The organism is Aestuariibius insulae (assembly GCF_040783535.2).
Lineage (GTDB): Bacteria > Pseudomonadota > Alphaproteobacteria > Rhodobacterales > Rhodobacteraceae > Aestuariibius > Aestuariibius insulae.
Window position 1 is genome coordinate 415644 of sequence record NZ_JBFONW020000001.1, and the last position, 23557, is coordinate 439200.

A 23557-nucleotide genomic window follows, 5' to 3' on the forward strand; every position below is an offset into this window, starting at 1 on the left:
CTCTTTCGCGTGGCCGTATTCACTCTTTTGGTCGAAGTAGACATACGCGTCATTGTCAGGGCTCTCCAAGACTTCCTTGGAGCGTTTTGCCCCAAACCAATCGGGTCGGAGGCCGTTTGCTGTTCGAACGGCCATTGAGTCAGCACGGTTCTAGGTGAGAGCAAAAGCGATTGCGAGGCAGGATTGTGCCGTATGGCTGATTTCGGCCTCCCTTGGCGGGAAGCTGCGACGGAGCGCCTCGGTGTAAGTCAGGCTTTACACTTGCCGACTCCGTGACTGTCTCGATAAGCTGACAGAATGAGTGTTACCTCATCTGTCTCTGGTCGTCAGTGGCCCGAACCATCTGCGACGTTACGGCTGATCAAGCCGATCACGTGGTTTCCGCCAATCTGGGCATATCTTTGCGGCGTGATATCGTCCGGTGCCGTCCTGACCGGTCAGTGGGGCCTTGTCCTACTAGGTGTGCTGCTGGCGGGTCCGATTACGTGCGGAATGAGCCAGGCGGCCAATGATTGGTGCGACCGGCATGTCGATGCGATCAACGAGCCGGATCGCCCTATTCCATCAGGGCGCGTTCCGGGACGCTGGGGCCTTTGGATTGCTCTTGCGATGACGGGGTTGGCCCTAATTGTCGGCATGCAGCTCGGTCCTTGGGGATTCGGCGCCACGGTCTTTGCGGTTCTTGCTGCCTGGGCCTACTCGGCGGAGCCGGTGCGTCTAAAGCGATCAGGCTGGTGGGGGCCGGGACTTGTCGCGCTTTGCTACGAGGGTGTGCCCTGGTTTACAGGCGCGGCTATTCTGAGCGCGGGCGCCCCTTCGATGCAAATCATTCTGATCGCTGGCCTCTACGTTGTCGGAGCGCATGGGATCATGACGCTCAATGATTTCAAGGCGCTTGAGGGTGACCGTCAGACCGGCGTGGCATCGCTTCCCGTGACGCTCGGTCCCGATCGCGCCGCCAAATTGGCTTGCTGGATCATGACCTTGCCGCAGGTCGGGGTAATCGCTTTGCTGACGCTTTGGGACCGGCCTTTTCATGCACTCGGGGTTGCCGCTCTTCTTGGTGCACAGGTCTGGGCGATGAATACACTGCTCAAAGACCCGAAGGCGAAAGCGCCATGGTATAATGGGACAGGCGTTCTCTTCTACGTCTCGGGCATGATGATAGCGGCCTTCGCCCTGCGAGGTTTGTCATGACCCTCACCTGGATCCAGATCGCGCGGCTTGGTCTGGTCCAGACTGCGCTCGGCGCGATTGTCTTGCTGACAACTGCCACGCTGAACCGGTTGATGGTGGTAGAGTTGTCGCTGCCGGCGCTTCTTCCCGGTCTGCTTGTCGGTCTCTATTATGGAATTCAGATTACGAGACCTCATTGGGGCTTTCGCTCAGATACCGAAGGGCGAAGGACCCGCTGGATCATCGGGGGGATGGCTGTCCTTGCCTTGGGCGGTATGGCCGCTGCTGTCAGTGTCGTCGTGATGGGCCATGCCTTCGGTCCGGGGGTCCTGCTCGCGGTTGTCGCATATGCCCTCATCGGGCTGGGTGTGGGCGCTTGCGGAACATCGCTTCTTGCCTTGCTCGCGACAGCAACGGCTCCAAACCGGCGTGCGGCGGCGGCGACTATCGTCTGGCTGATGATGATCTTTGGGATTGCAGTGACTGCGATCCTCGTCGGTCTCCACCTCGATCCGGAGAATGCAGAGGCCACCGGCTATTCACCTGTGCTTCTTCTCAGGATTGTCGCAATCGTGACAGGCACCGCCTTTCTGGTCACAGTCATCACGGTTCAGGGTATTGAAACCCGCGTGGCCGCGACGCGAGAGCCCGATCCGGTGCCGTTCCGGGAAGGTCTGGCCGAAGTCTGGGCTGAGACCCATGCCCGCCATTTCACCATCTTCGTTTTCCTGTCGATGACGGCCTATTTCATGCAAGAGCTGATCCTCGAGCCCTATGCAGGTCTCGTTTTCAACTTCACACCCGGCCAATCAACAGCATTGGGCGGCCCGCAGAACGGCGGCGCCTTCATCGGTATGCTATGTGTCGGTATCCTTGCTTCGGGCCTTAAGATCGGAAGTCTCCGTGCTTGGACGGTTGCGGGATGTCTCGGCTCTGCGGCAGCACTTGTCGTCATAGCTCTGCTCGGTCAGATCGGTCCCGGAGCACCTCTGGTCCCGGCTGTTGCCGCCCTTGGCATCTTCAACGGAATGTTCGCAGTCGCTGCAATCGGATCAATGATGGCGCTGGCCCATAATGGCCGAGAGCGGCGCGAGGGAACGCGCATGGGTCTTTGGGGGGCGGCACAAGCTATCGCAGGCGGCGTCGGCGTGATCCTTGGGTCAGGACTTGTGGATCTCGCGCGCCTTACACTTCCGGATGCCCAGGCTTTCGGTACGGTCTTTTTGACCGAGGCTGCCCTTTTCCTTGCTGCCGCCACGATGGCGGCCCGCATCATTGGCCGACAACCAGTCCAACCTACCGTCTTCGCAGGAGAATGATCGATGTATGATGTCGTCGTCATAGGCGGAGGCCCCGCTGGAGCTACCGCCGCTGAAGATCTCGCCCGGTCGGGCCACAAGGTTGCGATGTTGGATCGCGCGGGCCGCATCAAGCCCTGCGGAGGTGCCGTTCCCCCGCGTCTGATCAAAGACTTCTTTATTCCCGATAGCCAGATCGTCGCCCGTATTACGACGGCGCGCATGATCTCTCCGACGCAGCGCCACGTCGATATTCCGATAGAGAACGGCTATGTCGGCATGGTCGATCGCGAGCATTTCGACGAGTTTCTTCGGGATCGCGCTAACGACGCCGGCGCGATGCGCCTGACGGGCACTTTCCTGCGCATCGAACGTGATAGTGCCGGAACGCACGTCCTCTATCGCGACAAGGCCACCGGCGACACAAAGCAACTCACGACGAGGCTTATCATCGGTGCCGATGGAGCCCGTTCAGATGTCGCACGGGCCGAAGTCCCGGGCGGGGACGAAATTCCCTATGTCATTGCTTATCACGAGATCATCGAAGCGCCTGCGCCAACTGCGAGCTACCATCCGGATCGGTGCGATGTGATCTATGACGGTGCGATCTCGCCGGATTTCTACGGCTGGGTCTTCCCCCATGGCGGACAAGCGAGCGTCGGAATGGGCACAGGGATTGACGGTGTCGATCTTAAGCAAGCGACTGCCGCGCTGCGGGAAAGCTCCGGTCTTGCTGGGTGCAAGACCATTCGCAAGGAAGGCGCCCCGATCCCTTTGAAGCCGCTTCCCAAATGGGACAACGGCACAGATGTGGTTCTGGCCGGTGATGCGGCTGGCGTTGTCGCGCCGTCCTCCGGCGAGGGGATCTACTACGCGATGATGGGCGGCCGTGTCGCTGCGACAGCTGCGTCAGCATGCCTCGCGACAGCACGCCCCAAAGACTTGCAGCTCGCTCGCAAGCTATTCATGAAAGAGCACGGCCAGGTCTTCCGCGTCCTCGGCGCTATGCAGAATGCGTATTACAGATCTGACGAGAGACGCGAGCGGTTCGTCTCTCTCTGTCACGATGTTGACGTCCAGCGACTGACCTTCGAGGCTTACATGAACAAGAAACTCGTCAAGGCGCGACCGCTCGCTCATCTCAAAATCGGCGTCAAGAACCTCGCGCATCTCACGCGGCTCGTTTCTCCGTTGCGGACATGACCTCTGATCTGATCCCCGCCTGGGTCGATGGCACGCTGATGCCGGTCGACAAGCTTGAGGTTCACCAACGTGGTCTCAAGCACAAGGCGGTTTCGGTCTTTGTCACCTCGGGCAGCCGTGTGCTGATCCAGCGCCGTGCCCTTGGAAAGTACCACTCCGGGGGCCTTTGGGCGAATACCTGCTGTACGCATCCAGGCTGGGATGAAAGCGCTGCCGATTGTGCCGTTCGCCGCCTGAACGAAGAGCTGGGCATCACTGGCCTTTATCCGGCTTGGCGCAATCAGGTCGAATATCGCGCCGATGTAGGAAACGGTCTTGTCGAACACGAGGTCGTCGAACTGTTTCTGGCACAGACCCCGCCTACATTGGCGCTCGCACCCAACCCGTCCGAGGTCATGGAGACCCGGTGGGTTGATTTCTACGAACTGTCAGCAGAGGTTCAGCGCCACCCTAACAGGTTCACAGCATGGCTGCGTGTCTATCTAGAAGAGCATAAGGACACGATCTTCGGCAGCTTTCTCGCAGCCGGAGAGTGAGGCATCGTCCCACGACAGTGCGCGATTGTCGGCAAGCGTGGCGAGACCGGGTTCCAAACTGGTTTGAATGGTAGCGGAGGAGGGACTTGAACCCCCGACACGCGGATTATGATTCCGCTGCTCTAACCACCTGAGCTACTCCGCCGACGCGCGCGGTCTATGGCAGGCCAGATCGTCGGTCAAGTTCAAACGTTGCCGACCGCCGCTGCAATTCATATCCTGACGCCATGTTGGACAAACCAGACTTGACCGAGCGCCTGGCGCAGATCGTTGGACCGAAACATGTTCTGACGGGATCGGATGCAGAGCCCTTTTCCCGTGACTGGTCGGGGCGCTACCGGTGGAGTCCTAAGGCAGTGGTCAGGCCTGGGGATACAGCGGAGGTGAGCAAGGTTCTCAAGCTGGCAAATGACGCGGGCTGCCCCGTCGTGGCGGTCTCCGGGAATACGAGCGTCAGCGGTGGAACCACGGCGGATGGCGCAATCGTTCTGTCACTCTCGCGGCTGAATAAGATCCGAAAGATCGATCCACATACCCAGATTGCCGTCGTCGAGGCCGGGGTCATCCTGTCAAATCTTCACGATGCCGCAGACGCCGAGGACATGATCTTTCCGCTGACCTTCGGCGCCCGGGGATCTGCGCTGATTGGCGGGTGTCTCTCCACGAATGCAGGGGGATCGAACGTCCTGCGCTATGGCAATACGCGGGACCTGTGTCTGGGGATCGAGGTCGTCCTGCCGGACGGCCGGATCATGGATCTCATGAGCGAGCTGCATAAGAACAACACCGGCCTTGATCTGCGGCATCTGATGATCGGGGCAGAAGGCACGCTTGGGATTATCACGGCCGCCGTGCTCAAGCTTCACCCCAAGCCCAAAGCCGTGGCGACCGCGATGATCGCTCCGCGTGATCTGCGCGTGGCGCTGGAGGTGCTCAACAAGTTGAACGACGCGACAGGCAGGGGGGTCGATGCGTTTGAATACATGCCGCGCTCTCACATCGAAGGCCATCTCGCCTTGTCGAAGGGCGCGCGCGAGCCATTCGAGGACCGCCATGAGGTGAACGTCCTGCTCGAGGTGTCATCGACCCGGCCCGTCGACGCGCAGGTGGATGCCGATGGTACGACGGCCCTGACCGGCCTGCTTGAGGCGGAGCTGGCCCGGCGTCTTGAAACCGGCGATATCGCGGATGCCGTCATCGCGCGCTCAGAAGCCCAGAGACGCGAAATGTGGGAGCGCCGGGAAGCCGCCGCGGAGGTCGCCTATACCCGAGAGCCCCGGGTTGACAGCGACATCGCCTTGCCGCTCGATAAGGTCGCCGGTTTCTTTGATGAGGCGATGATGCGCCTGCGCTCTCTCGACCCCGAAGTTTCGAATATAAGCGTCACGCATCTGGGGGATGGCAACATTCACTACTGCGTTTATCCCAGTCGCGATGACGAGACGCTGAAGGATGGCATTCGTGAGACGATCGAGCAAATCGTCGCGGAAAGTGGAGGGTCCTTCTCCGCCGAACACGGAATCGGGGTCCACAAGCTATCCACCATGAGACGTCGCAAGGACGAGGTGGCGCTTGACGTCATGCGCGCGATCAAGACCGCGATTGATCCCAAGGGTATTCTCAACCCGGGAAAGGTCTTTCCTGCGCGGAATTAGCGCCAATCGAAAAAGCCCGGCCCGGCTTCCTTGAGAAGGCGACCGGCAAGCTCTTTCCCAAGCTCGGCCCCATCAGAGATCGGGGCATCATCGGCGGCCTCTATCACCTCGGAGCCATCCGGGCGCAAAACCTCTCCGCGTAGGGTGATCCGCCCGTCTTTCAATTCGGCGAGGCCTGCGATGGGCGTCTCGCACGACCCGTCGAGCGCTGCCAGAAATGCCCTTTCAGCGGCAAGACGGTCCCCTGTCTCCCGATCATGGATCGCCTCGAGAAGGCTCGCCGTCCGTGTATCGTTCTGCCGCCACTCAATCCCGATCGCTCCCTGGCCCACGGCCGGCAGCATCTCGGTCACATCGATAGCCTGCCGTTTCACCTCGTCCATCCGAAGTCGCATCAACCCGGCCATGGCCAGGAAGGTCGCACTAGCGACGCCGTCTTCCAACTTTCGCATCCGGGTCTGAAGGTTACCGCGGAACTCCACGACCTCAAGATCGGGACGCCTGTTCTTGAGCTGCGCCTTGCGCCTCAGGCTGGAGGTGCCGACGACAGCGCCCTCCTCGAGATCTGAAAACCCTTTGCCATCGAGCGTGACGAACGCGTCGCGGACATCCTCGCGCGGCAGGTATGTGCCAAAGATCAGCCCCTCTGGCTGTTCGACCGGCATGTCCTTTGTCGAATGAACAGCAAGATCGATCTCGCTGGAGAGCAGAGCCTCTTCGATCTCCTTCGTGAACAGACCTTTGCCGCCCACCTCTTTCAGAGGCCGGTCTATGATCCTGTCACCGCTCGTTTTTATCACGACGATCGTAAAGGCTTCGAAGGGTAGATCCCATGCGCGGGCAAGACGATCCCGGGTTTCGTTCGCTTGCGCCAGGGCAAGAGGCGATCCGCGAGTTCCGATTTTCAGGGCGGCGCGCGGGGAGGGCAGATCAATCGTCATAACGCTCACCTTTAGATGTGTCAGCGCAGGCTGACAATGCGCGCTTGACAACCTTTGGCGACCTCCGCACCACAAGAGCGCACCAAAGGAGAGGGCCGATGACCGACAAGATGATTTTACGCGCCCTCGCGGGGGAGACCCTGCCCGTTCCGCCGATTTGGATGATGCGGCAGGCCGGGCGCTATCTACCGGAATATCGTGCGACCCGTCAGCAGGCCGGAGATTTTCTGTCGCTTTGTTACAACCCCGAACTTGCTGCCGAAGTTACGCTTCAACCGATCCGGCGCTACGGTTTTGATGCCGCCATCCTTTTCGCGGATATCCTGCTCGTCCCGCAGGCGCTGGGTGCGGATCTGTGGTTCGTCACAGGGGAAGGCCCGCGTCTGTCGCCGATTGAGACGCAATCGGACTTCGACAAACTTGTGCCCGCCCACGCGATTCACGATCACCTCGCTCCGGTGTACCAGACGGTTCGGATCTTGCGCCGCGAGCTGCCCGAAGAGACGACGTTGATCGGGTTTGCGGGCGCGCCTTGGACCGTCGCTACCTACATGATTGCCGGGCGCGGCACACCGGATCAGGGGCCAGCTCATAAGATGCGCCAGGAGGCGCCCGAGCTGTTCGAGAAGCTGATCGACCAGATCGTCCATGCGACGATCGATTATCTCTCCGCACAGATCAATGCCGGGGCCGAGGTGGTCAAACTCTTCGACAGCTGGGCCGGATCGCTCGAGGGCGAGGCGTTTGAGCGCTGGTCCATCGCGCCTCTCACACGGATTACGGCGGCCCTGAAGGCCCGCCACCCAGGCGTTCCCGTCATCGCCTTCCCGCGCGGTGCCGGAGAACGCTATGCTGGCCTACACGCCAAGATCGGAGCGGACTGTATCGCGCTGGATGACGGCGTGACGGCGACTTGGGCAGCAGAGGCCGTTCAGAAGGATGGCTGCGTTCAGGGCAACCTCGCCTCATCCCACATGGTGACGGGCGGTGATGCCTTGGTTCAAGAAACCCGCGCAATCGTCGATGCGTTCTCCGGCGGACCGCATATTTTCAATCTTGGGCACGGGATCACGCCGGATGCAGATCCCGAGAACGTTCATCTGATGATCGATACGGTGCGGAACGCCGCCTGAGCCGTCAGACCCATTTGGCAAGCGGAGGCAGGCTCATAAGGACGGCATTCGCGTCATGCCCCGTCTCGAGCCCGAACTTCGTGCCCCGGTCATAGACGAGGTTATACTCGGCATAGAGCCCGCGATGGACGAGCTGCGCGTGTTTGTCCTCCTCGCTCCAGTCTTGAACACGCCGCTTCTCAACAAGCGGTAGGAAAGCGGGTAGAAAAGCACGTCCCATATCCTGCGTCAGAGTGAAGTCCGCGTCCCACTCGCCGGTGCAATAGTCATCCATGAAGACGCCGCCGACGCCACGTGGACGGTTGCGGTGCGGGATGAAGAAGTACTCGTCCGCCCATGTCTTGAAGCGGGGATAGTGGTCCGCCCCATGCGGATCCAGCGCCTCTTTTTGAACAGCGTGGAAATGCTCGGTATCCTCATCGTATTCGATCGCCGGATTAAGGTCGGATCCACCGCCGAACCACCACGCATGCGGTGTCCAGAACATGCGGGTGTTCATGTGAACGGCAGGCACATGCGGGTTCTGCATATGTGCGACAAGGCTGATCCCGGAGGCCCAGAACCGCGGATCGTCAGCCATGCCAGGGATACCCTTGCGCGCGGCCATTGCTGCCTGGGCCCGCTTTCCCAATGTGCCGTGTACGGTGGAGATATTGACGCCGACCTTCTCGAAGACGCGGCCGCCGCGCATCACGCTCATCTCTCCGCCGCCCGCATCGCTGCCGTCATCCGAGGCACGGTGCGTCTTGCTCACCTCCACGCGCCCTGCTGGAGCGTCCGATAATGGGCCCGAGGAATGACTATCCTCGAGCGCATGAAAGGCGCTGACAATATCGTCGCGCAGGGTCCTGAACCACGCGCTCGCCCGCGCTTTCTGGTCGGAGAATGGATCTGACATGAATGAGGTCCCCCTTAATCGAGGATTAAGTAGCAGGCTTCAAAATGGGTCACCACATGATAGCGTGGCAGGCGAAGGAGAGATTTCATGCGGATCGCTGTCGTACTGGTTTTGATGGTTCTAAGCGGTTGCGCAACGAAACAGCAAAGATGCGTGCAGGAACAGGCGCGCGATCTGCTGGTCATCAATCAGCTGATTGCCAGCACGCAGGCCAACTTGGATCGTGGCTACGCGATCGAAACGGAGCGGGTGCCGGTGCGGCGATACGGGTTCTGCTCGGAACGGCTGAGCGACGGTCGCATCATTCGTCTGCCCTGCAGCGACATCGACTACTATACCCGGCGCAAAGCCGTTGCGATCGATCTGGAGGCCGAGCAGTCCAAACTGAACCAGCTTTTGGACCGTCAGCCTATCGCACTGGAACGGGCCCGGGCTGGTCAGGCCGCCTGTATCGCACAATACCCCGAAAGCTAGTGAGCAGGCGAGCTAACCGGATCGATGAGCGTCCTGCCGCCATCCACGGTCAGGATCTGTCCGGTCACGAAGGCGGAAGCGTCTGAGGCAAGATATTGCACCGCATCCGAAATCTCTTCGGGCCCTGCGATCCGGTGCAGAGGTGTATGGTCGACAATATCTTCGCGATACTCCTCATTTTCCTTCAACGATCCTTTCAGCGACGCACTCATGACACTTCCGAAGGCGACGGCGTTTACCCGGATGCGCTTGGGCGCGAGAGCAACCGCCATCGACCGCGTCATCTGGTCAAGCGCCGCGCAACTGACAGAATAGGCAAGCAGCTCGGGCTGTGTGCGGCGCGCAGCGATAGAGCTGAGATTGATGATCGATCCGGCCGATCCGTCCTCATCCTCGCCTGCCTGCTTGATCATCCGCTTCGCGACGCCCTGCGTCAGGCGCAATGACGTCATCAGGTTCTGCGAGAGCATCTGTTCGATCCCGTCTTTCTCGGAGTCAAGCGGATCTGACGGCAGGATTTGCCGGCTTGCATTGACGAGAATATCGACGCGCTCGAACGCATCGATCGTCGCAGATAACAGGTTGGCAATCGTCAAACGCTCACGCAGGTCTCCGGTGAAAAGGCGGATGTTCCCCTCCTCCCGCGCTCGGTCTCCAAGCTCCTTGGTCAGCCTGGCTTCGTCCATGTCGGCGAACATCACATTGGCATCGGCCTCGATAAAGCGCCGACCAATCGCAAGACCGACCCCATTGGCCGCTCCGGTCACGATGACCGTCTTTCCTGAAATGGAGAATGACATAACAGACCTTTACATCCGAGAAGGTTATCTGCGCGGCCGCGTGCCTCTGAGGATCTTGTAGGCCGGATCGCCGTCGATCTCTTCCACATCTTTGAAGTGCTCGACCAAGGCCGCTTCGTAGGGCAAATGCCGGTTTGCGACAAGAAAAAGCGACCCCTTGGGCGCAAGGATCCGGGCGGCCGATGTGATGAAGGCGATCCCCAGATCCGGCTCTGCCTTGCGCCCGGTATGAAAGGGCGGGTTGCTGACGACCACATCGACGGCGCCACTTGGTCTCCAGTCCCTCGCGTCGGCCCAGTGAAAACTGGCGCGCGGATCAGGCACGTTCAGTTTCGCACAATCGAGCGCCGACTTGTCCGCCTCCACCAGATCGAGAATGGACACGGAATTTTGAACGAGAATGTGATGGGACAGGTATCCCCAGCCTGCGCCCAGATCGACGACATGTCCCACCAGCCGAGGTAGCGCGGCCGCAAATAGTCGAGAACCGGGATCGATCCGGTCCGCTGAAAAGACCCCCTGCCTCGTATAAAACCCGGTCGTCGTCTTGCGCGGGGCAGGATCAAGCCATCCTGGCAAGGCCGCACCGGGTTCTAGCACGACGGTCTTGCCATGGGCTTTGGCAAAGCTGTCAATCACGGTCCCCATCGTGCGAAGCTCTCTGGCAAGGCTGTCGATCCCGTCGGTTTTCTGACCGTCAACGATGACTCTACTTTTCGCAATCTGCATGGCCTGCGCGATCCAGTGACGCGCCAAGCCTTTGCTGCGGGGCAGAAGAACGACGGCGATATCGGCGGTATCGGGTGCATCGACCACCGTTTCAAATCCTCGTTGGAGAAGCGCCTTGTGGTCCGGCCACATCCCTTGAACCACCGTTGTCTTCGAGGGGTCGAATGACGTCAGATCGTCACTGGCGCGCGCGCCGAAAATAACGGTGGCGGCATCGCTCGCGTCGAACAGACCGTCTTCAGCGGCAAGAGACAGGCGGGAGGTCATCGTGGAGGCAGAACGGTTATTCCCGCTCCATGGTGCATTGCAGCGGATGCTGATGGCGCTGGGCGAAATCCATCACCTGCGCAACCTTGGTTTCGGCGATCTCGTAGGAGAATACTCCGACCACTGCCAGACCCTTCTTGTGCACTGTCAGCATCAATTCGAACGCCTGCGCATGGGAAAGCCCGAAAAACCGCTCCAACACCATGACGACGAATTCCATAGGTGTGTAATCGTCGTTCAGGATCATCACCTTATAAAGAGGCGGCCGCTTGGTCTTTGGACGCGTTTCAAGAGCGACGCCGAGGTCGCCCTCGCCATCCTTCGGTTTGTCCGCCATCAGATGATCGTCTTTGCGCATTGCACGTTCCCGAGGCCGCGTGCCATCTCTGTCTTGAAGCGCTTGTATATAAGCCTTGGGGTCGCTCTGAAAAGGGGGCGCAGCCCGACCTGGAGAAGAAGTTGGGAAAACTTGAAACGATTGGGTTCGATGCGGACGACACGCTTTGGCATAACGAGCGGGTGTTCCGTCTCACGCAGGAGAGGTTTGCCAATCTGCTTGCTGGTCATGCTGACCGAGAGCGACTCGAGGCAGAGCTTCTCGACGCCGAGACCCGGAATCTTGCGCATTACGGATATGGGGTGAAGGGGTTTGTTCTGTCGATGATCGAAACGGCGATTGAGGTCACCGACAAAACTGTGCCCGCAGGCGTGATCGCGGAACTGCTCGAGGCAGGGCGCGATATGCTGGATCACCCGATCGAACTCCTTCCTCATGCAAAAGACGCGGTCGGCGCCTTGTCCAAGCGATACGATCTGCTTTTGATAACCAAGGGCGATCTTCTGGATCAGGAACGTAAGCTGGCGCAGTCTGGTCTGGGCGAGTTGTTCGATGGGGTCGAAATCGTGAGCGAGAAGACAACGGCGTCCTATCGCGCGATCTTTGATCGGCATGGCGTGGCGGCCAAGCACAGCATGATGGTCGGCAACTCGATGAAGTCCGACGTTCTGCCAGTGATCGAGGCCGGAGGATGGGGCACGCATGTGCCGTCAGACCTGGAATGGGATTGGGAGCATGCTCCCGCTCCGGAGGGCCATCCTCGGTTTCATGTTCTCGAGGATCTCGGTGGATTGGCTGATCTGGTATCCACGATTTCCTGACGGGCCAGATCTGCCAATTGCCACGTTAACTAAAAACCTCACTCACTTGATAAATAAGGTGTTTGCCGGAAAGCCCCCGCGTGTTACGGTCCTCGCATAAAATGGCCAGTCGGATAACCGGCGGTCTTTGAGGCAGTGTAAAAAAACGAGGCAAGCGACGTGGCAAGTCGTCTAGGGAAGCACGCCCGTATCGTGCTGATCGCATCCTTTGCGTGGATATTTTGTGGTGTCGTGGCAGTGGCGGCGCCTTATGCGGCGATGGTCATCGATGCACGAACGGGAGAGGTGCTGCATTCGCGAAATGCGGATACCCGGCTCCATCCGGCGTCTTTGACCAAGATGATGACGCTTTATGTGGCGTTTGAGGCGGTGGAGAATGGCGAGCTTAGTCTCGATACCATGATCACGATCCCGCAGGTCGCAGCGAACGAGCCTCCTTCAAAACTTGGGCTGCGCGCGGGTCAGAAGATCAAGCTGCGTTACCTGATCCGGGCTTCTGCGGTCAAATCGGCAAACGATGCCGCGACAGCGATCGGAGTTGCGATCGAAGGGTCGGAGGCGGCTTTTGCGCGGCGGATGAATCGCACGGCGCAGTCGCTGGGGATGACGCGGACGACGTTCCGCAATGCGCATGGTCTGACCGAGAGCGGGCACATGTCGACGGCGCGTGACATGACCATTCTGGGGCGGCATGTCCTGTACGACTATCCGCAATATTATAACCTCTTTTCAAGGCGTTCCACCCATGCAGGGATCAAGGAAGTGGCCAATACGAACCGGCGTCTTCTGAACTCCTATCGCGGCGCGGACGGGATCAAGACGGGCTATACGCGGGCTGCCGGATCGAACCTTGTCGCGTCGGCTGAGCGGGGGAGCGAGCGAGTGATCGCGACGGTCTTCGGTGGGCAGTCGAGCGCATGGCGCAACCAGCGGGTAGCGGAGCTTTTGGATATGGGGTTTGAGCGGTCGCCGACGCGGGCGGCGATCCGGCATCCGGGACGTCCGGCCTATATGGGATCGCAGCGCGGAACCGTGGTGGCGAGCGCCGATACTCCTGTCGTCGTGAACCGGGGCGGAACGCGTCTAGCGGGGCGGACGATCCGTGTCTCTGGGGCGGTCACGCGCAGCTTGCGGCCAACGGGCCGGCCCGTGGAGGCGCCCGATATTCTTCTTGTTTCCCAAAGCGATATCCTCAAAGCAGTCGAAGAAGCGCAGTCGCTGTCCATCGCGGCGGCGGTTACGCCCGAGGTGCGGCCCCCCGAGGCGCAGCCGTCGGCAGAGCAGGAGGTTGTGACGCGAGTCTCGACATCCGGCGGGCGGCATTGGGCGGTCAATGTCGGGCGTTACGGGTCGAAATTCCGGGCACAGCAATCGCTATTGCAGGTCGCTTTGATGGAGATGGGATCGCTTGATGGATCGACGCGGAAGGTGGTGAAAAGCCCGCAGGGCTTCGATGCGCATTTCGTGGGGCTGACCCGGGAGGGTGCGGATCTGGCTTGCCGCAGGCTTCAGGCGCGAGGCAAGACCTGCTTCATGGTCGGTCCAGCGGAAGGCTGAGCGGTTAACCCGATAGAAAGGTAAGTGCAGGAAACCTGCGCTTCGCCGCGCCGCAGAGATTTGGCGTAAGCCATTGATATTTCGTTGGTTAAAAGAGTGTGAGCGCTGCGGTATCCGGTCGGTATCACGTCGGTATCCGGGGAGTGCCGCAGCGCAGAAAGTCCGGATTCCCGTAGGCTAAGCAACGGACGGGGCCCGCTTTTCGCGCAACTGTAGAGACAATGTGGCTCGCTCAGGTCGGATTGTTTTCGACATCTCACCAGGGATGTCCATCGCCGGTGAGGGAAGACCGAACCGATATTGCTCCTGATCGTTTGCTCGCGCGGATCGAGAAAGAGAGGTCCCGGATCAAGTCCGGGACGGCCCAGCTTCGGGATGGCGAAGGGTGTGCCTAGTCCGGAGGGATGTGCTGCCGCATTTGCTTTCGCGGACGCTAATCGACACCCGTCACACAGGGTGCATGTGACGTTTACTCCGCCGCGCGGACCTCGGCGGCGAAGGCGGCGGCCATGAGGGCCTTGGTGTAGTCGGTGCGGGGGCGATCGAAGATCTCCTCGGCCGGGCCTGCCTCGACCACGTCGCCCTGTTTCATCACCATGACCTCATGGCTGAGGGCGCGGACGACTTTGAGGTCGTGGCTGATGAAAAGATAGGCGAGCCCGTATTTGCGCTGAAGATTGCGCAGAAGCTCCACGATCTGGACCTGCACGGTCATGTCGAGCGCCGATGTCGGCTCGTCCAGGACGACGAGTTTGGGGCGCAGGATCATGGCGCGGGCGATGGCGATGCGCTGGCGCTGGCCGCCGGAAAACTCGTGCGGATAGCGGTCCATCGTCATCGGATCGAGACCGGTTTCAACCATGATCTCGGCGACCATCTCGCGCTTGCTACGGCCCGGTTCGGTGCCGTGAATGCCGAGGCCCTCGGCGATGATCTGTTCGACCGTCATCCGGGGCGAAAGAGAGCCATAGGGATCCTGAAAGACGATCTGCGTGTCCTTGCGCAGCGGCCGCATCTGGGAGGTCTTCAGATCGCTGATATCGCGGCCCAGAAAGGTGATCCGTCCCTTGCTTTCGATCAGCCGCATGACGGCGAGCGCGAGCGTCGTCTTGCCAGAGCCGGATTCGCCGACGATGCCAACGGTTTCACCCTCGCGCACGGTGAGCGTCGCCTCGTTGACGGCTTTGACATGGCCGACCGTGCGCTTGAGCAGGCCGCGCTGGATCGGGAACCAGATGCGCAGATCCTCGGTTTCGGCGATCGTCCGGGCGCCGTGCGGCACAGGATCGGGCAGACCGGTCGATTCCGCCGAAAGCAGCTTTTGCGTATAGGGGTGCTGCGGATTGGCAAAAATTTCAGCGGTGGGGCCGTGTTCGACGATCTCACCGTCCTTCATGACGCAGACGCGGTCGGCGATCTTGCGCACGATGGTCAGGTCATGGGTGATGAAGAGGAGCGACATATCCTCGTCGCGCTTGAGATCGGCGAGCAGGTCGAGGATCTGCGCCTGGATCGTGACGTCAAGCGCGGTGGTCGGCTCGTCCGCGATCAGCAGGTCGGGGCCGTTGGCGAGCGCCATGGCGATCATCACGCGTTGGCGTTGACCGCCCGAGAGCTGGTGCGGATAGGCGCCGAGCCGGGTTTCGGGATCGCGAATACCGACCTTGTTGAGCAGCTCGATGATGCGGACGCGGATGGCGCTGCCGCGTAGGCCCTGATGCAGCTCGATGCTCTCGCGTAGCTGCCGTTCGAGCGTGTGGAGCGGGTTGAGGGAAGTCATCGGCTCCTGAAAGATGAAGCTGATATCGTTGCCGCGCACCCGGCGCAGGTCATTCTCGGGCGCATCCACCATCTGCGTGCCGTCATAGGTGATCGAGCCCGTCACCTCGGCGCTGTCACCCAGAAGCTGAACGGTCGAGAGGGCAGTGACGGATTTGCCAGACCCGGATTCGCCGACGAGGGCCACCGTCTCGCCCTTGTCGATATGGAAGCTGACATCGCGGACGGCCCGCGTCACCTTCCCGTCCTGCCGGAAGGCCACGTTCAGGGTCTGCACGTCGAGGAGGCGGCTCACTGAAACGTCTTTCTGGGATCGAAGGCGTCGCGTAGGCCCTCGAAGATGAAGACGAGGAGCGAGAGCATGATGGCGAAGGTGAAGAAGGCGGTGAAGCCGAGCCAGGGGGCTTGCAGGTTCTGCTTGGCTTGGAGCGTGAGCTCTCCGAGGGAGGGGGCCGAAGAGGGCAGGCCGAAGCCGAGGAAGTCGAGCGTGGCCAGCCCGCCGATCGTGCCGGTGATGATGAAGGGCAGGAGCGTGAGCGTAGCGACCATGGCATTGGGCAGGATGTGGCGGAACATGATCGTGCCATTGCCGACGCCGAGCGCCTTGGCCGCGCGGACATATTCGAAGTTGCGGGCGCGCAGGAATTCCGCGCGCACCACGCCCACAAGAGACATCCAGCCGAAGAGGATCATCAGACCGACAAGGAGCCAGAAACTTCGCCCCAGGATCGCGAACATGATGATGATCACGTAAAGGGAGGGTACGCCGGTCCATATCTCGATGAAGCGCTGGAAGAGCAGATCCGTCCAGCCGCCGAAATATCCCTGAACGGCCCCTGCGGCGATGCCGATGATCGAGGCGCATGTTGTCACGAGCAGAGTGAAGATGATGGAGAGGCGGAAGCCGTAGATCACGCGCGCGAGCACGTCGCGCTTGGTGTCGTCGGTGCCGAGCCAGTTGTTGCTGTCGGGCGGGCTGGGGGCGACGCCGCGGATATCGACGATCGTGTCGTAGCGGTAGGGGATGGGCGGCATGAGGATCCAGCCCTTCTGGAATTCGGGATCCTCGATCATTCCGAGCCGCGCTTGCTGGATCAACTCGGTCGGTTCGTCGAAACAGTCGAGCAGCCCGCCGGTTTCGATCAGGCAGCGGACCTCGATCTCGTTATAGACGGCCTCGGTCGGGAAATCGCCGCCGTAATCCTGTTCGGAGTAGAACTGGAAGACCGGGAAACGGATATCGCCGCGATAGTTCACGGCGATGGGTTTGTCGTTGGCGATGAACTCCGCAAAGAGCGAGAGGATGAAGAGGATCAGGAAGATGATCAGCGACCAGAAAGCGCGACCGTTGCGGCGGAAATTGCGCCAGCGGCGTTTGTTGAGCGGGGAGAGGAACGTCTTTGGCCGCTCGGGTGCCGGGGCACCTGCGGCGGGAGTTGGTTCGGGGATGATCGGAGGCGCTGGATTGAGGCTCATGTTCGGGCCTCGAAATCGATGCGGGGATCCACGAGGACATACATGAGATCCGAGAGGATCCCGACGAGAAGCCCGATGAGCCCGAAGACAAAGAGCGTGCCGAAGACGACCGGGTAGTCGCGTTGGACCGCCGCCTCGAAGCCGAGCCGCCCGAGACCGTCGAGCGAGAACAGCACCTCGATGATGAGCGATCCGCCGAAGAAGATGCCGATGAAGACCGCCGGAAAGCCTGCGATCACGATGAGCATGGCGTTGCGGAAGACGTGGCCGTAAAGAACGCGGCGTTCGGTCAGGCCCTTGGCGCGGGCGGTCATGACGTACTGCTTCTTGATCTCGTCGAGAAAGCTGTTCTTGGTCAGTAGCGTCAGCGTGGCAAAGCCCGAGATGCTGAGCGCGATGGTGGGCAGGGTGATGTGCCAGAAGTAGTCGGCGATCTTGCCCATGAGGGACAGCGTTTCCCAGTCGTCGGAGGTCAGGCCGCGCAGAGGGAAGATGCGATAGTACGAGCCGCCCGCGAAAAGGACGATCAGCAGGATCGCGAAGAGAAAGCCGGGGATCGCGTAGCCGACGATGATCGCGCCGGAGGTCCAGGTATCGAAGGGGGAGCCGTCCTTGACGGCCTTGCGCACACCGAGCGGGATCGAGATGAGGTAGGCGATCAGTGTCGACCACAGGCCGAGAGAGATCGAGACGGGGAGCTTTTCGATCACGAGGTCGACAACGGAGATAGAGCGGAAATAGCTCTCTCCGAAATCAAAACGGGAGTAGTTCCAGACCATGTTGAGAAACCGCTCGATCGGCGGCTTGTCGAAGCCGAATTCACGCTCGAGCTCTTCGATGAAATCGGGCGGAAGCCCGCGCGCGCCTGCATAATCGGAGGTGCCGGTTTCGATTTCGACATCGCCCGAGCCGCCGGTGACGCTTTCGAGGACGTTTCCGCCCCCTTCAAGTTCGGCAATGATTTGTTCAATCGGTCCGCCCGGGACAAACTGGACAAGCGCGAAGTTGATGATCAAAACGCCCAGCAACGTCGGGATGACGAGGAGGAGCCTTCGGAGGATATAGGCTCCCATCGGACTAGAACGCTCCTGCCGCCTCAAGTTCTTCGTAGCGGTCCTCGTTGAACCACCAGAAATCGAGCTGTCCAAGCGCGTAGGGCGGAATTTCCGGATGCTCGAACATGTTGTAGTAGGCGACCCAATGCTGGTCATTGTACCATGTGGGGGTCACGAAGCGCTCGGCGCGCATGATGCGATCGATGGCGCGGACGCCGATCTTCATCTCTTCTTCGGTCTTGGCGGCAATGACATCTTCGATCAGCTTATCGACGGCAGGGCTTGAATAGCCTGCCGGATTGAAGATCGAAATCTCCGCTCGGTCGGAGCCGTATCGCTGGCCCAGACCCCGCGCCTCCGCGAGGCCGTTGATGTAGCCGGACAGGATGATGTCGTAGTCGAATTCATTGCGGCGGTTGGAGTATTGTGCGGGATCGACCCGGTTATAGGTGGCATCCACCCCGAGACGCTGGAGGTTCTGGATGTAGGGATTGATGATCCGGTCGAGTGTCGGGCTGTCTTCGAGGAACTCGACGCTTAGCGTCTCGCCATCCTTACGGCGGATGCCGTCATCTCCGACGATCCAGCCTGCCTCATCGAGAAGCGCAGAGGCGCGGCGCAGATTGCCGCGGTCGAGCTGCCGCTCGCCGCTTTCATGCGCCATCACGGCAGGTTCGGTCAGGATCGACGGATCGATCATGTCAGCCACGCTTTCCAGAAGGGCCAGCTCTTCGCCTTCGGGCACGCCTGTCGCGGCCAAGTCGGTGTTTTCCCAGAAGGAATGACGTTGCTTCAAAAGGCCGTATTGCAGCGTCTCGTTGGTCCAGGTGAAGTTGTACATCAGGCCCAGAGCTTCGCGGACGCGGATGTCCTGAAAGAGAGGCCTGCGAAGGTTGTAGAGGATACCGACCGCGTTCGGCAAAAGTCCGTTTGGCAGTTCGGTCTTGGTGACCCACTCGTTATCGAGTGCGGGGAAGTCGTACTGGGTCGCCCATGTGAGGGAGTTCGACTCGACCCGGAAATTCACCACACCGGATTTGAACGCTTCGAAGGCGGCGGTGTTGTCGGCAAAATATTCCAGACGGATGCGGTCGAAGTTGTGACGCCCGGCATTGACCGGATGATCCCAGCCCCAATAGTCCTCGCGCCGTTCATAGACGATGCGGCGCCCAGCCTCGACTTCAGTGATTGTGTAAGGGCCGGTGCCCATGATCTCGGTCAGGTAGCTTTCATCGAGACGGCGATCGTTCTCCTCGAAGAACGCCTTGGAGAAGACAGGAAAGGCTCCGGCTTGCGGGATGAGGGCCTTGCGGTCGACACCCTCGGCGAAGGTGTATTTGACCCGTCTCTCGTCAAGCACCTCGTAGCTTTCGAAGTAGGTCCTGACGCTTTGGGCGAAGGAGGGGAGGCCCTGCTCGAGGAAAAGATCGACGGTAAAGACCACGTCTTCGGCGGTCATCGGCGTGCCGTCCGAGAACGTTACATCGTCGCGCAGGTGGAAGATGATCCAATCCTGGCTTTCCGGATATTCGATCTTTTCGCAAAGCAGGCAGTAATAGCCGTAGGCGTCGTCAGCGACCTCGACGAACATCATACGCTCGGTTGTCAGGGCGACCGTACCGCCCGGGTCACCCTTTCGGGCATAGGGGTTCAGGCTGTCAAAGCTGCCGACAACCGCCTGCGCGATCTCTCCGCCTTTGGGGGCATCCGGGTTTACATAGTCGAAATGCTCGAACCCTTCGGGATACTGCAGCTCGCCGAACGTGTTGAACCCGTGCGAGATGATGATGTTTTCATCCGAGGTCGCAGAGGCTTCCTCGTGGCTTTCGCCGAAGACCTGTGTGGCGATGAGGCCGATGCCGAGAGCTAGGGCGCCGAGCGCTGTGCCTGCCTTGCGGTTGCGGTCTTGGGACCGGGCTAGGGCGATGGCGCGGGCGGGGCGGCGGGGGCTCTTGATCATGTATCGGCTCTCCTGCGGCGAAGGTCAGAGGGTGACGTAGAAAATGTAGCTAAAAGGCGGGCTGTCCAATGATCAAGGCGAGATTGCATGAACTCGCCGTGAGCAGCCCCTATGAAAAAGGCCGCATCGGGGGGTGCGGCCTTGGGAATTGCGAGGGCGGATCGGTCGATGTCAGCTGCCGATGCCCTGAAGATAGGCGATCAGGTTCGCGCGATCCTCGACCTTGGGCAGACCGGCAAAGCCCATGGAGGTGCCGGGCGCATAGCCGCGGGGGTTTTCGAGAAAGCCGTTGAGCGCCTCAGGGCTCCAGACGTCGGCCGCATCTGCAAGTGCGCCGGAATAGCCGAAGCCTGCGACGGCCGCGACCTCGCGTCCAACAACGCCGTAAAGATGCGGGCCGGTGCCGTTTGCGCCATCCTCGAGCATGTGACAGGCGCGGCATTTGCCCCAGACGCGTTCGCCGGCGGCGGCATCGGCGGAGGCGAAGACCTCCTCAAAAGGCACAGCCTCTTCCGCCTCGCCCTCATCGCCGCCTTCGACCTCGATGGAGTAGGCTTGCTCGTGGTCGTCGTGGCCGCCATAGGCACCATAGACGATCTGCGCGGTCCAGCCGCCCAGAAGGAACACCAGCAGGGCACCACAAAAAGCACCGACGATCTTGGTGAGGGTCATTGTGTCGAACATGTCGCGTTCCGTACCGTTCCGATTTTCGCGCCATCTATCCGCTTCACCGGGCCGGTTGCAAGGTGATAAGGCGCGACCAAACGCCCGGTAAACGGGCCTCGAGCGGATCTGGGGGGAACGCTTTGATATGACCGCGCGGATCGCATTTCAGGGAGAGCTTGGCGCCTATGGGCATCAGGCCTGTCTCGAGACCCGGCCGGACCTTGAGCCGCTGCCCTGCCCGACCTTTGAAGATGCGATCGAGGCCGTGCGCAAGGGCGATGCCGAGCTGGGAATGATTGCGGTCGAAAATTCTACCTATGGTCGCGTGGCGGACGTCCATTCCCTTTTGCCGGAAAGCGGTTTGCATATTGTCGAGGAGACGTTCGTGCGGGTTCACGTCAACCTTCTGGGGAAACGCGGCACCCGTCTGGACGGCATCCAAAGCGCGATGGGGCATCCTGTGATCTTGCCGCAGGCGCGATCCTTCCTGCGGGAACATGGCATTACGCCGGTGAATTGCTCGGACAATGCGCGCGCCGCACGGGAGGTGGCCGAGGGATCGGATCCCAGCATCGGCGCGCTGGCTTCGGATCTGGCGGCCGAGATCTACGGGCTGGATCTTTTGGCGCGCAAGATCGAGGACGAAGGGACCAACACGACGCGGTTCTTCGTGATGAGCCGGGATCTCGATCTCAAGCCGCGCGGTAAGACCGGGATGATGACGGCGTTCATTTTTCAGGTACGGAACATTCCGGCGGCGCTTTACAAGGCGATGGGCGGGTTCGCGACGAACAGCGTGAACATGACAAAGCTGGAAAGCTACATGATCGGCGGGCGGTTCACCGCAACGCAGTTCTACGCCGAGATCGAAGGCCACCCCGACGACCGGAACGTGCGGCTGGCCATGGAAGAGCTGGATTACTTCACCTCCGAAGTGCGCCTTTTGGGGGTCTTTCCGGGGGACGCGCGGCGGCGGTAGATTGAGCAGTGTTCATATACATGACGAGAGCGGTGTTCAAACTCCTGGATAAGGTGGGTGCCGTATCTAACGGATATATCGTTTCTCTCGTCGTCTTCATCGCTTTAACTGCCCTTTTATCGAGCAGGGAACTGTCGCTGTTCTTTGCGATCGTGACGTTCGGGTTGGGCTTTTTCGTGAGCACTTTCATCGTGAACGTTACGATCATCCTGCTTGGGTTTCTGCCTTGGTCCGCCATGTCGGGGACGACGCTTGCGGGTGGCGGGAAGGCCCTGACTGCTTTGCTGATTGCGGCGGCTTTCCTGGGACCGGGGGTGATCGCGCGTGCGCTTCCGGAGCCTGCGGGGCCGGATATCCCGACGGTTGCGATGAGCGAGCTGTCCGGAATCCGCTCGCTCGAGATCGACCAGTCAGTTGGTGAGCAAACGAGGAGGCCGCATGGAACCCAGGCCGTTCTAAATGGTCTTTGCGGCCCGGAATGCGAGGCGCTTTTGCGCGGGGGCGATCTGGACTGGATCCGGGTTGTCGGGCGGCAAGGACATACGGTCGAGCTGTCGCTGGCTCCCGCACAGGAAGGGTGGGAGTATCGCGAGCCGCTAAACCGGATGATCGTAAGCGGACCGAATGACCGCCGGGCGGATGTGCGGATCGTTCGCGAGCAAAGGAGCGCGAGGCTCCGCGAGATCCGCGCGTCCTTTGCGATCCGAGGCGATATCGTCGTAACGGATGTTTTGCAGGTCATCGATCAAAGGGACGGGGACCGGCTGGTCTATTCTGGTGCGCGCTGGGTCTGGGAAGAGGTCGCGCCGCTTTCCGCTGTCATTCCGAACTTCAACTGGAATGCTGGAAGCGGTGCTGTCACCCTAACAGCCTGGGGATGGAACTCGAGGCGGCATGCGCGCGGTGAGATTGATGCGGCTGAGGTCTATGGAAATTTGGGGCTGCTCCGCGTGGATCGACCTGAATTAAGCAAGCGGCGCGCTGACGTCGATGCGACCGACGCAGAGGACCTGGCGCTGATCGAAGAGATGTTCCTGCATCGCGACGAGGTTCCGGTGGAGAAGCAGCCGCCGGTTTCGGGCGTTCTGAGATCGTTCCTTGGGTTTTTTTCAGGTTCGTACAAAGCCAAACGACCGGGTGTGACGGATCCAGCATTGGCGCGCCGAATGGATGAGACCGCGCTGACAATAGTTGCCGACGAGCGGTCGAACGATTTGATCCGCGGCATGATCGCCGAAGTGGCGTTTCAGGTGCCGGAAGTGAAAGCGGCGCTCCGCCCGGTGCTGGTCGATCTGCTGGCGCAAGGGAACGAGACGGTATTGCGCGAGATCGTGGAGGATGCGCCTGATTTCTTTGCCGATCCCGAGGGCCGGGCGCTTCTGACCACCGCCATGCAGTCGGCGCCGGCGGAGCGCCGGTTCACCTTTGCGCCTTGGTTTGCGCTTGCTGGCCTTGATCCAGCCGCCGCCTATGCCGCAGCTTTAAGCGGGCCGTTGGAGGCGTCTTCGCTGAGCAAGACACTGACGGCGATCATTCAGGATAAGAGCGCACCATCCGAGCGGGTCGCCGAGGTCGTGCGCGCCTGGATCAGAGACAATCCGGATCTGCTCAACCTGCCTGATCCGACATGGGGACGGCCGCGCAGCTATAACCGGGAGCTACCTTTTATCGCGCTGCATATGCATGGCGCGCCGGGAGAGGTGCCAGCGCTGATCCGGCGGATGGTCGAAGCGGAGGAGCTGACGCCGTTCCGGAGCAACCTTGCCAGAGATCTAGAGGATCCGGCCGGCAAATGGCGGCGCTACTTGCGACAGTAG

Annotated in this window: 21 protein-coding genes and 1 tRNA gene; 11 read left to right on the plus strand and 11 right to left on the minus strand. The window is 60.6% G+C overall.

Annotated features, from left to right (window positions below; genetic code table 11):
• Nucleotides 1–297: 297 nt before the first annotated feature.
• From chlG to idi, 4 genes are read left to right on the plus strand one after another with little or no spacing between them, the layout of a single operon-like run.
• Entirely contained in the window at nucleotides 298–1197 is a 900-nt protein-coding gene (chlG, locus tag AAD018_RS01985) for a chlorophyll synthase ChlG (protein ID WP_367313808.1), read from the plus strand.
• Nucleotides 1194–2495: a BCD family MFS transporter gene (locus AAD018_RS01990; protein ID WP_367313807.1), complete on the plus strand. Its 1302-nt coding sequence runs from the start codon at nucleotides 1194–1196 to the stop codon at nucleotides 2493–2495. Before chlG ends, AAD018_RS01990 begins: the two co-directional genes overlap by 4 nt.
• A 3-nt stretch (nucleotides 2496–2498) precedes the next feature.
• Nucleotides 2499–3677, plus strand: a complete 1179-nt coding sequence (locus AAD018_RS01995) for a geranylgeranyl diphosphate reductase (RefSeq protein ID WP_367313806.1) — start codon at nucleotides 2499–2501, stop codon at nucleotides 3675–3677.
• The gene (gene idi, locus AAD018_RS02000; protein ID WP_367313805.1) at nucleotides 3674–4213 is read left to right on the plus strand and encodes an isopentenyl-diphosphate Delta-isomerase; all 540 of its coding nucleotides are present in this window, start codon (nucleotides 3674–3676) and stop codon (nucleotides 4211–4213) included. The genes AAD018_RS01995 and idi overlap by 4 nt, the downstream gene beginning before the upstream one ends.
• Nucleotides 4214–4281: 68 nt before the next feature.
• Here idi and AAD018_RS02005 read toward each other — a convergent pair.
• A tRNA-Met gene (locus AAD018_RS02005) sits at nucleotides 4282–4358 on the minus strand.
• Between the two features lie 100 nt (nucleotides 4359–4458).
• Between AAD018_RS02005 and AAD018_RS02010 the strand changes: the two genes are divergently transcribed.
• Nucleotides 4459–5868: an FAD-binding oxidoreductase gene (locus AAD018_RS02010; protein WP_367313804.1), complete on the plus strand. Its 1410-nt coding sequence runs from the start codon at nucleotides 4459–4461 to the stop codon at nucleotides 5866–5868.
• Here the strand turns inward: AAD018_RS02010 and hemC are convergent.
• Complete coding sequence (gene hemC, locus AAD018_RS02015) at nucleotides 5865–6809, minus strand: hydroxymethylbilane synthase (protein WP_367313803.1); 945 nt, start codon at nucleotides 6807–6809, stop codon at nucleotides 5865–5867. The two genes, AAD018_RS02010 and hemC, sit on opposite strands and share 4 nt — an antisense overlap.
• A 98-nt stretch (nucleotides 6810–6907) precedes the next feature.
• Here hemC and hemE point away from each other — a divergent pair, with 98 nt between their 5' ends.
• Complete coding sequence (gene hemE, locus AAD018_RS02020; protein WP_367313802.1) at nucleotides 6908–7942, plus strand: uroporphyrinogen decarboxylase; 1035 nt, start codon at nucleotides 6908–6910, stop codon at nucleotides 7940–7942.
• Nucleotides 7943–7946: 4 nt separating this feature from the next.
• On the opposite strand, the gene hemF is transcribed toward hemE, so the two are convergent.
• On the minus strand, nucleotides 7947–8840 hold the full coding sequence (gene hemF, locus AAD018_RS02025; RefSeq protein WP_367313801.1) for an oxygen-dependent coproporphyrinogen oxidase: 894 nt from the start codon (nucleotides 8838–8840) through the stop codon (nucleotides 7947–7949).
• A gap of 87 nt (nucleotides 8841–8927) precedes the next feature.
• On the opposite strand from hemF, the gene AAD018_RS02030 reads away from it, so the two are divergent.
• A complete protein-coding gene (locus tag AAD018_RS02030) occupies nucleotides 8928–9314 on the plus strand; it encodes a hypothetical protein (protein ID WP_367313800.1) in 387 nt (128 codons plus the stop codon).
• On the opposite strand, the gene AAD018_RS02035 is transcribed toward AAD018_RS02030, so the two are convergent.
• The 3 genes from AAD018_RS02035 to clpS are packed head-to-tail and all read right to left on the minus strand — an operon-like array spanning nucleotide 9311 to nucleotide 11468.
• Complete coding sequence (locus AAD018_RS02035) at nucleotides 9311–10114, minus strand: SDR family NAD(P)-dependent oxidoreductase (protein ID WP_367313799.1); 804 nt, start codon at nucleotides 10112–10114, stop codon at nucleotides 9311–9313. The genes AAD018_RS02030 and AAD018_RS02035 overlap by 4 nt on opposite strands.
• A 24-nt stretch (nucleotides 10115–10138) precedes the next feature.
• Nucleotides 10139–11110 carry a class I SAM-dependent methyltransferase gene (locus tag AAD018_RS02040; RefSeq protein ID WP_367313798.1) on the minus strand — a complete coding sequence of 324 codons (972 nt, stop codon included), beginning with the start codon at nucleotides 11108–11110 and terminating at the stop codon, nucleotides 10139–10141.
• 16 nt (nucleotides 11111–11126) lie between these two features.
• The gene (clpS, locus tag AAD018_RS02045) at nucleotides 11127–11468 is read right to left on the minus strand and encodes an ATP-dependent Clp protease adapter ClpS (protein WP_367313797.1); all 342 of its coding nucleotides are present in this window, start codon (nucleotides 11466–11468) and stop codon (nucleotides 11127–11129) included.
• A 101-nt stretch (nucleotides 11469–11569) separates the two neighbouring features.
• On the opposite strand from clpS, the gene AAD018_RS02050 reads away from it, so the two are divergent.
• Both AAD018_RS02050 and AAD018_RS02055 read left to right on the plus strand, forming a co-directional pair.
• Nucleotides 11570–12268 (plus strand): HAD family hydrolase, encoded by a 699-nt coding sequence (locus AAD018_RS02050; RefSeq protein ID WP_367313796.1) that lies wholly within the window; start codon nucleotides 11570–11572, stop codon nucleotides 12266–12268.
• A gap of 258 nt (nucleotides 12269–12526) precedes the next feature.
• The gene (locus AAD018_RS02055) at nucleotides 12527–13825 is read left to right on the plus strand and encodes a D-alanyl-D-alanine carboxypeptidase family protein (protein ID WP_367314221.1); all 1299 of its coding nucleotides are present in this window, start codon (nucleotides 12527–12529) and stop codon (nucleotides 13823–13825) included.
• Nucleotides 13826–14294: 469 nt separating this feature from the next.
• Here AAD018_RS02055 and AAD018_RS02060 read toward each other — a convergent pair whose 3' ends face one another.
• The 5 genes from AAD018_RS02060 to AAD018_RS02080 form a co-directional block, all read right to left on the minus strand.
• Nucleotides 14295–15899: an ABC transporter ATP-binding protein gene (locus tag AAD018_RS02060; RefSeq protein WP_367313795.1), complete on the minus strand. Its 1605-nt coding sequence runs from the start codon at nucleotides 15897–15899 to the stop codon at nucleotides 14295–14297.
• Nucleotides 15896–17080: an ABC transporter permease gene (locus tag AAD018_RS02065; RefSeq protein ID WP_367313794.1), complete on the minus strand. Its 1185-nt coding sequence runs from the start codon at nucleotides 17078–17080 to the stop codon at nucleotides 15896–15898. Before AAD018_RS02065 ends, AAD018_RS02060 begins: the two co-directional genes overlap by 4 nt.
• Nucleotides 17077–18153, minus strand: a complete 1077-nt coding sequence (locus AAD018_RS02070; RefSeq protein WP_367313793.1) for a microcin C ABC transporter permease YejB — start codon at nucleotides 18151–18153, stop codon at nucleotides 17077–17079. The genes AAD018_RS02065 and AAD018_RS02070 overlap by 4 nt, the downstream gene beginning before the upstream one ends.
• Nucleotides 18154–18157: 4 nt before the next feature.
• Nucleotides 18158–20095: an extracellular solute-binding protein gene (locus AAD018_RS02075; RefSeq protein WP_367313791.1), complete on the minus strand. Its 1938-nt coding sequence runs from the start codon at nucleotides 20093–20095 to the stop codon at nucleotides 18158–18160.
• Nucleotides 20096–20266: 171 nt separating this feature from the next.
• A complete protein-coding gene (locus AAD018_RS02080; protein WP_367313790.1) occupies nucleotides 20267–20779 on the minus strand; it encodes a c-type cytochrome in 513 nt (170 codons plus the stop codon).
• Between the two features lie 127 nt (nucleotides 20780–20906).
• Here AAD018_RS02080 and AAD018_RS02085 point away from each other — a divergent pair, with 127 nt between their 5' ends.
• Both AAD018_RS02085 and AAD018_RS02090 read left to right on the plus strand, forming a co-directional pair.
• Nucleotides 20907–21740, plus strand: coding sequence for a prephenate dehydratase (locus AAD018_RS02085; protein WP_367313789.1), 834 nt, complete (start codon nucleotides 20907–20909; stop codon nucleotides 21738–21740).
• 32 nt (nucleotides 21741–21772) lie between these two features.
• The gene (locus tag AAD018_RS02090; RefSeq protein WP_367313788.1) at nucleotides 21773–23557 is read left to right on the plus strand and encodes a hypothetical protein; all 1785 of its coding nucleotides are present in this window, start codon (nucleotides 21773–21775) and stop codon (nucleotides 23555–23557) included.

Bases quoted from the DNA above. Each gene is read 5' to 3' on its own strand.
- AAD018_RS02075 (WP_367313791.1), bottom strand. From the start codon at position 20,095: ATGATCAAGAGCCCCCGCCGCCCCGCCCGCGCCATCGCCCTAGCCCGG.
- idi (WP_367313805.1), top strand. From the start codon at position 3,674: ATGACCTCTGATCTGATCCCCGCCTGGGTCGATGGCACGCTGATGCCG.
- AAD018_RS02030 (WP_367313800.1), top strand. From the start codon at position 8,928: ATGCGGATCGCTGTCGTACTGGTTTTGATGGTTCTAAGCGGTTGCGCA.
- AAD018_RS02065 (WP_367313794.1), bottom strand. From the start codon at position 17,080: ATGAGCCTCAATCCAGCGCCTCCGATCATCCCCGAACCAACTCCCGCC.
- AAD018_RS02080 (WP_367313790.1), bottom strand. From the start codon at position 20,779: ATGTTCGACACAATGACCCTCACCAAGATCGTCGGTGCTTTTTGTGGT.
- AAD018_RS01990 (WP_367313807.1), top strand. From the start codon at position 1,194: ATGACCCTCACCTGGATCCAGATCGCGCGGCTTGGTCTGGTCCAGACT.
- clpS (WP_367313797.1), bottom strand. From the start codon at position 11,468: ATGCGCAAAGACGATCATCTGATGGCGGACAAACCGAAGGATGGCGAG.
- AAD018_RS01995 (WP_367313806.1), top strand. From the start codon at position 2,499: ATGTATGATGTCGTCGTCATAGGCGGAGGCCCCGCTGGAGCTACCGCC.
- AAD018_RS02055 (WP_367314221.1), top strand. From the start codon at position 12,527: ATGGTCATCGATGCACGAACGGGAGAGGTGCTGCATTCGCGAAATGCG.
- hemC (WP_367313803.1), bottom strand. From the start codon at position 6,809: ATGACGATTGATCTGCCCTCCCCGCGCGCCGCCCTGAAAATCGGAACT.
- AAD018_RS02070 (WP_367313793.1), bottom strand. From the start codon at position 18,153: ATGGGAGCCTATATCCTCCGAAGGCTCCTCCTCGTCATCCCGACGTTG.
- AAD018_RS02035 (WP_367313799.1), bottom strand. From the start codon at position 10,114: ATGTCATTCTCCATTTCAGGAAAGACGGTCATCGTGACCGGAGCGGCC.
- AAD018_RS02040 (WP_367313798.1), bottom strand. From the start codon at position 11,110: ATGACCTCCCGCCTGTCTCTTGCCGCTGAAGACGGTCTGTTCGACGCG.
- hemE (WP_367313802.1), top strand. From the start codon at position 6,908: ATGACCGACAAGATGATTTTACGCGCCCTCGCGGGGGAGACCCTGCCC.
- AAD018_RS02085 (WP_367313789.1), top strand. From the start codon at position 20,907: ATGACCGCGCGGATCGCATTTCAGGGAGAGCTTGGCGCCTATGGGCAT.
- hemF (WP_367313801.1), bottom strand. From the start codon at position 8,840: ATGTCAGATCCATTCTCCGACCAGAAAGCGCGGGCGAGCGCGTGGTTC.
- chlG (WP_367313808.1), top strand. From the start codon at position 298: ATGAGTGTTACCTCATCTGTCTCTGGTCGTCAGTGGCCCGAACCATCT.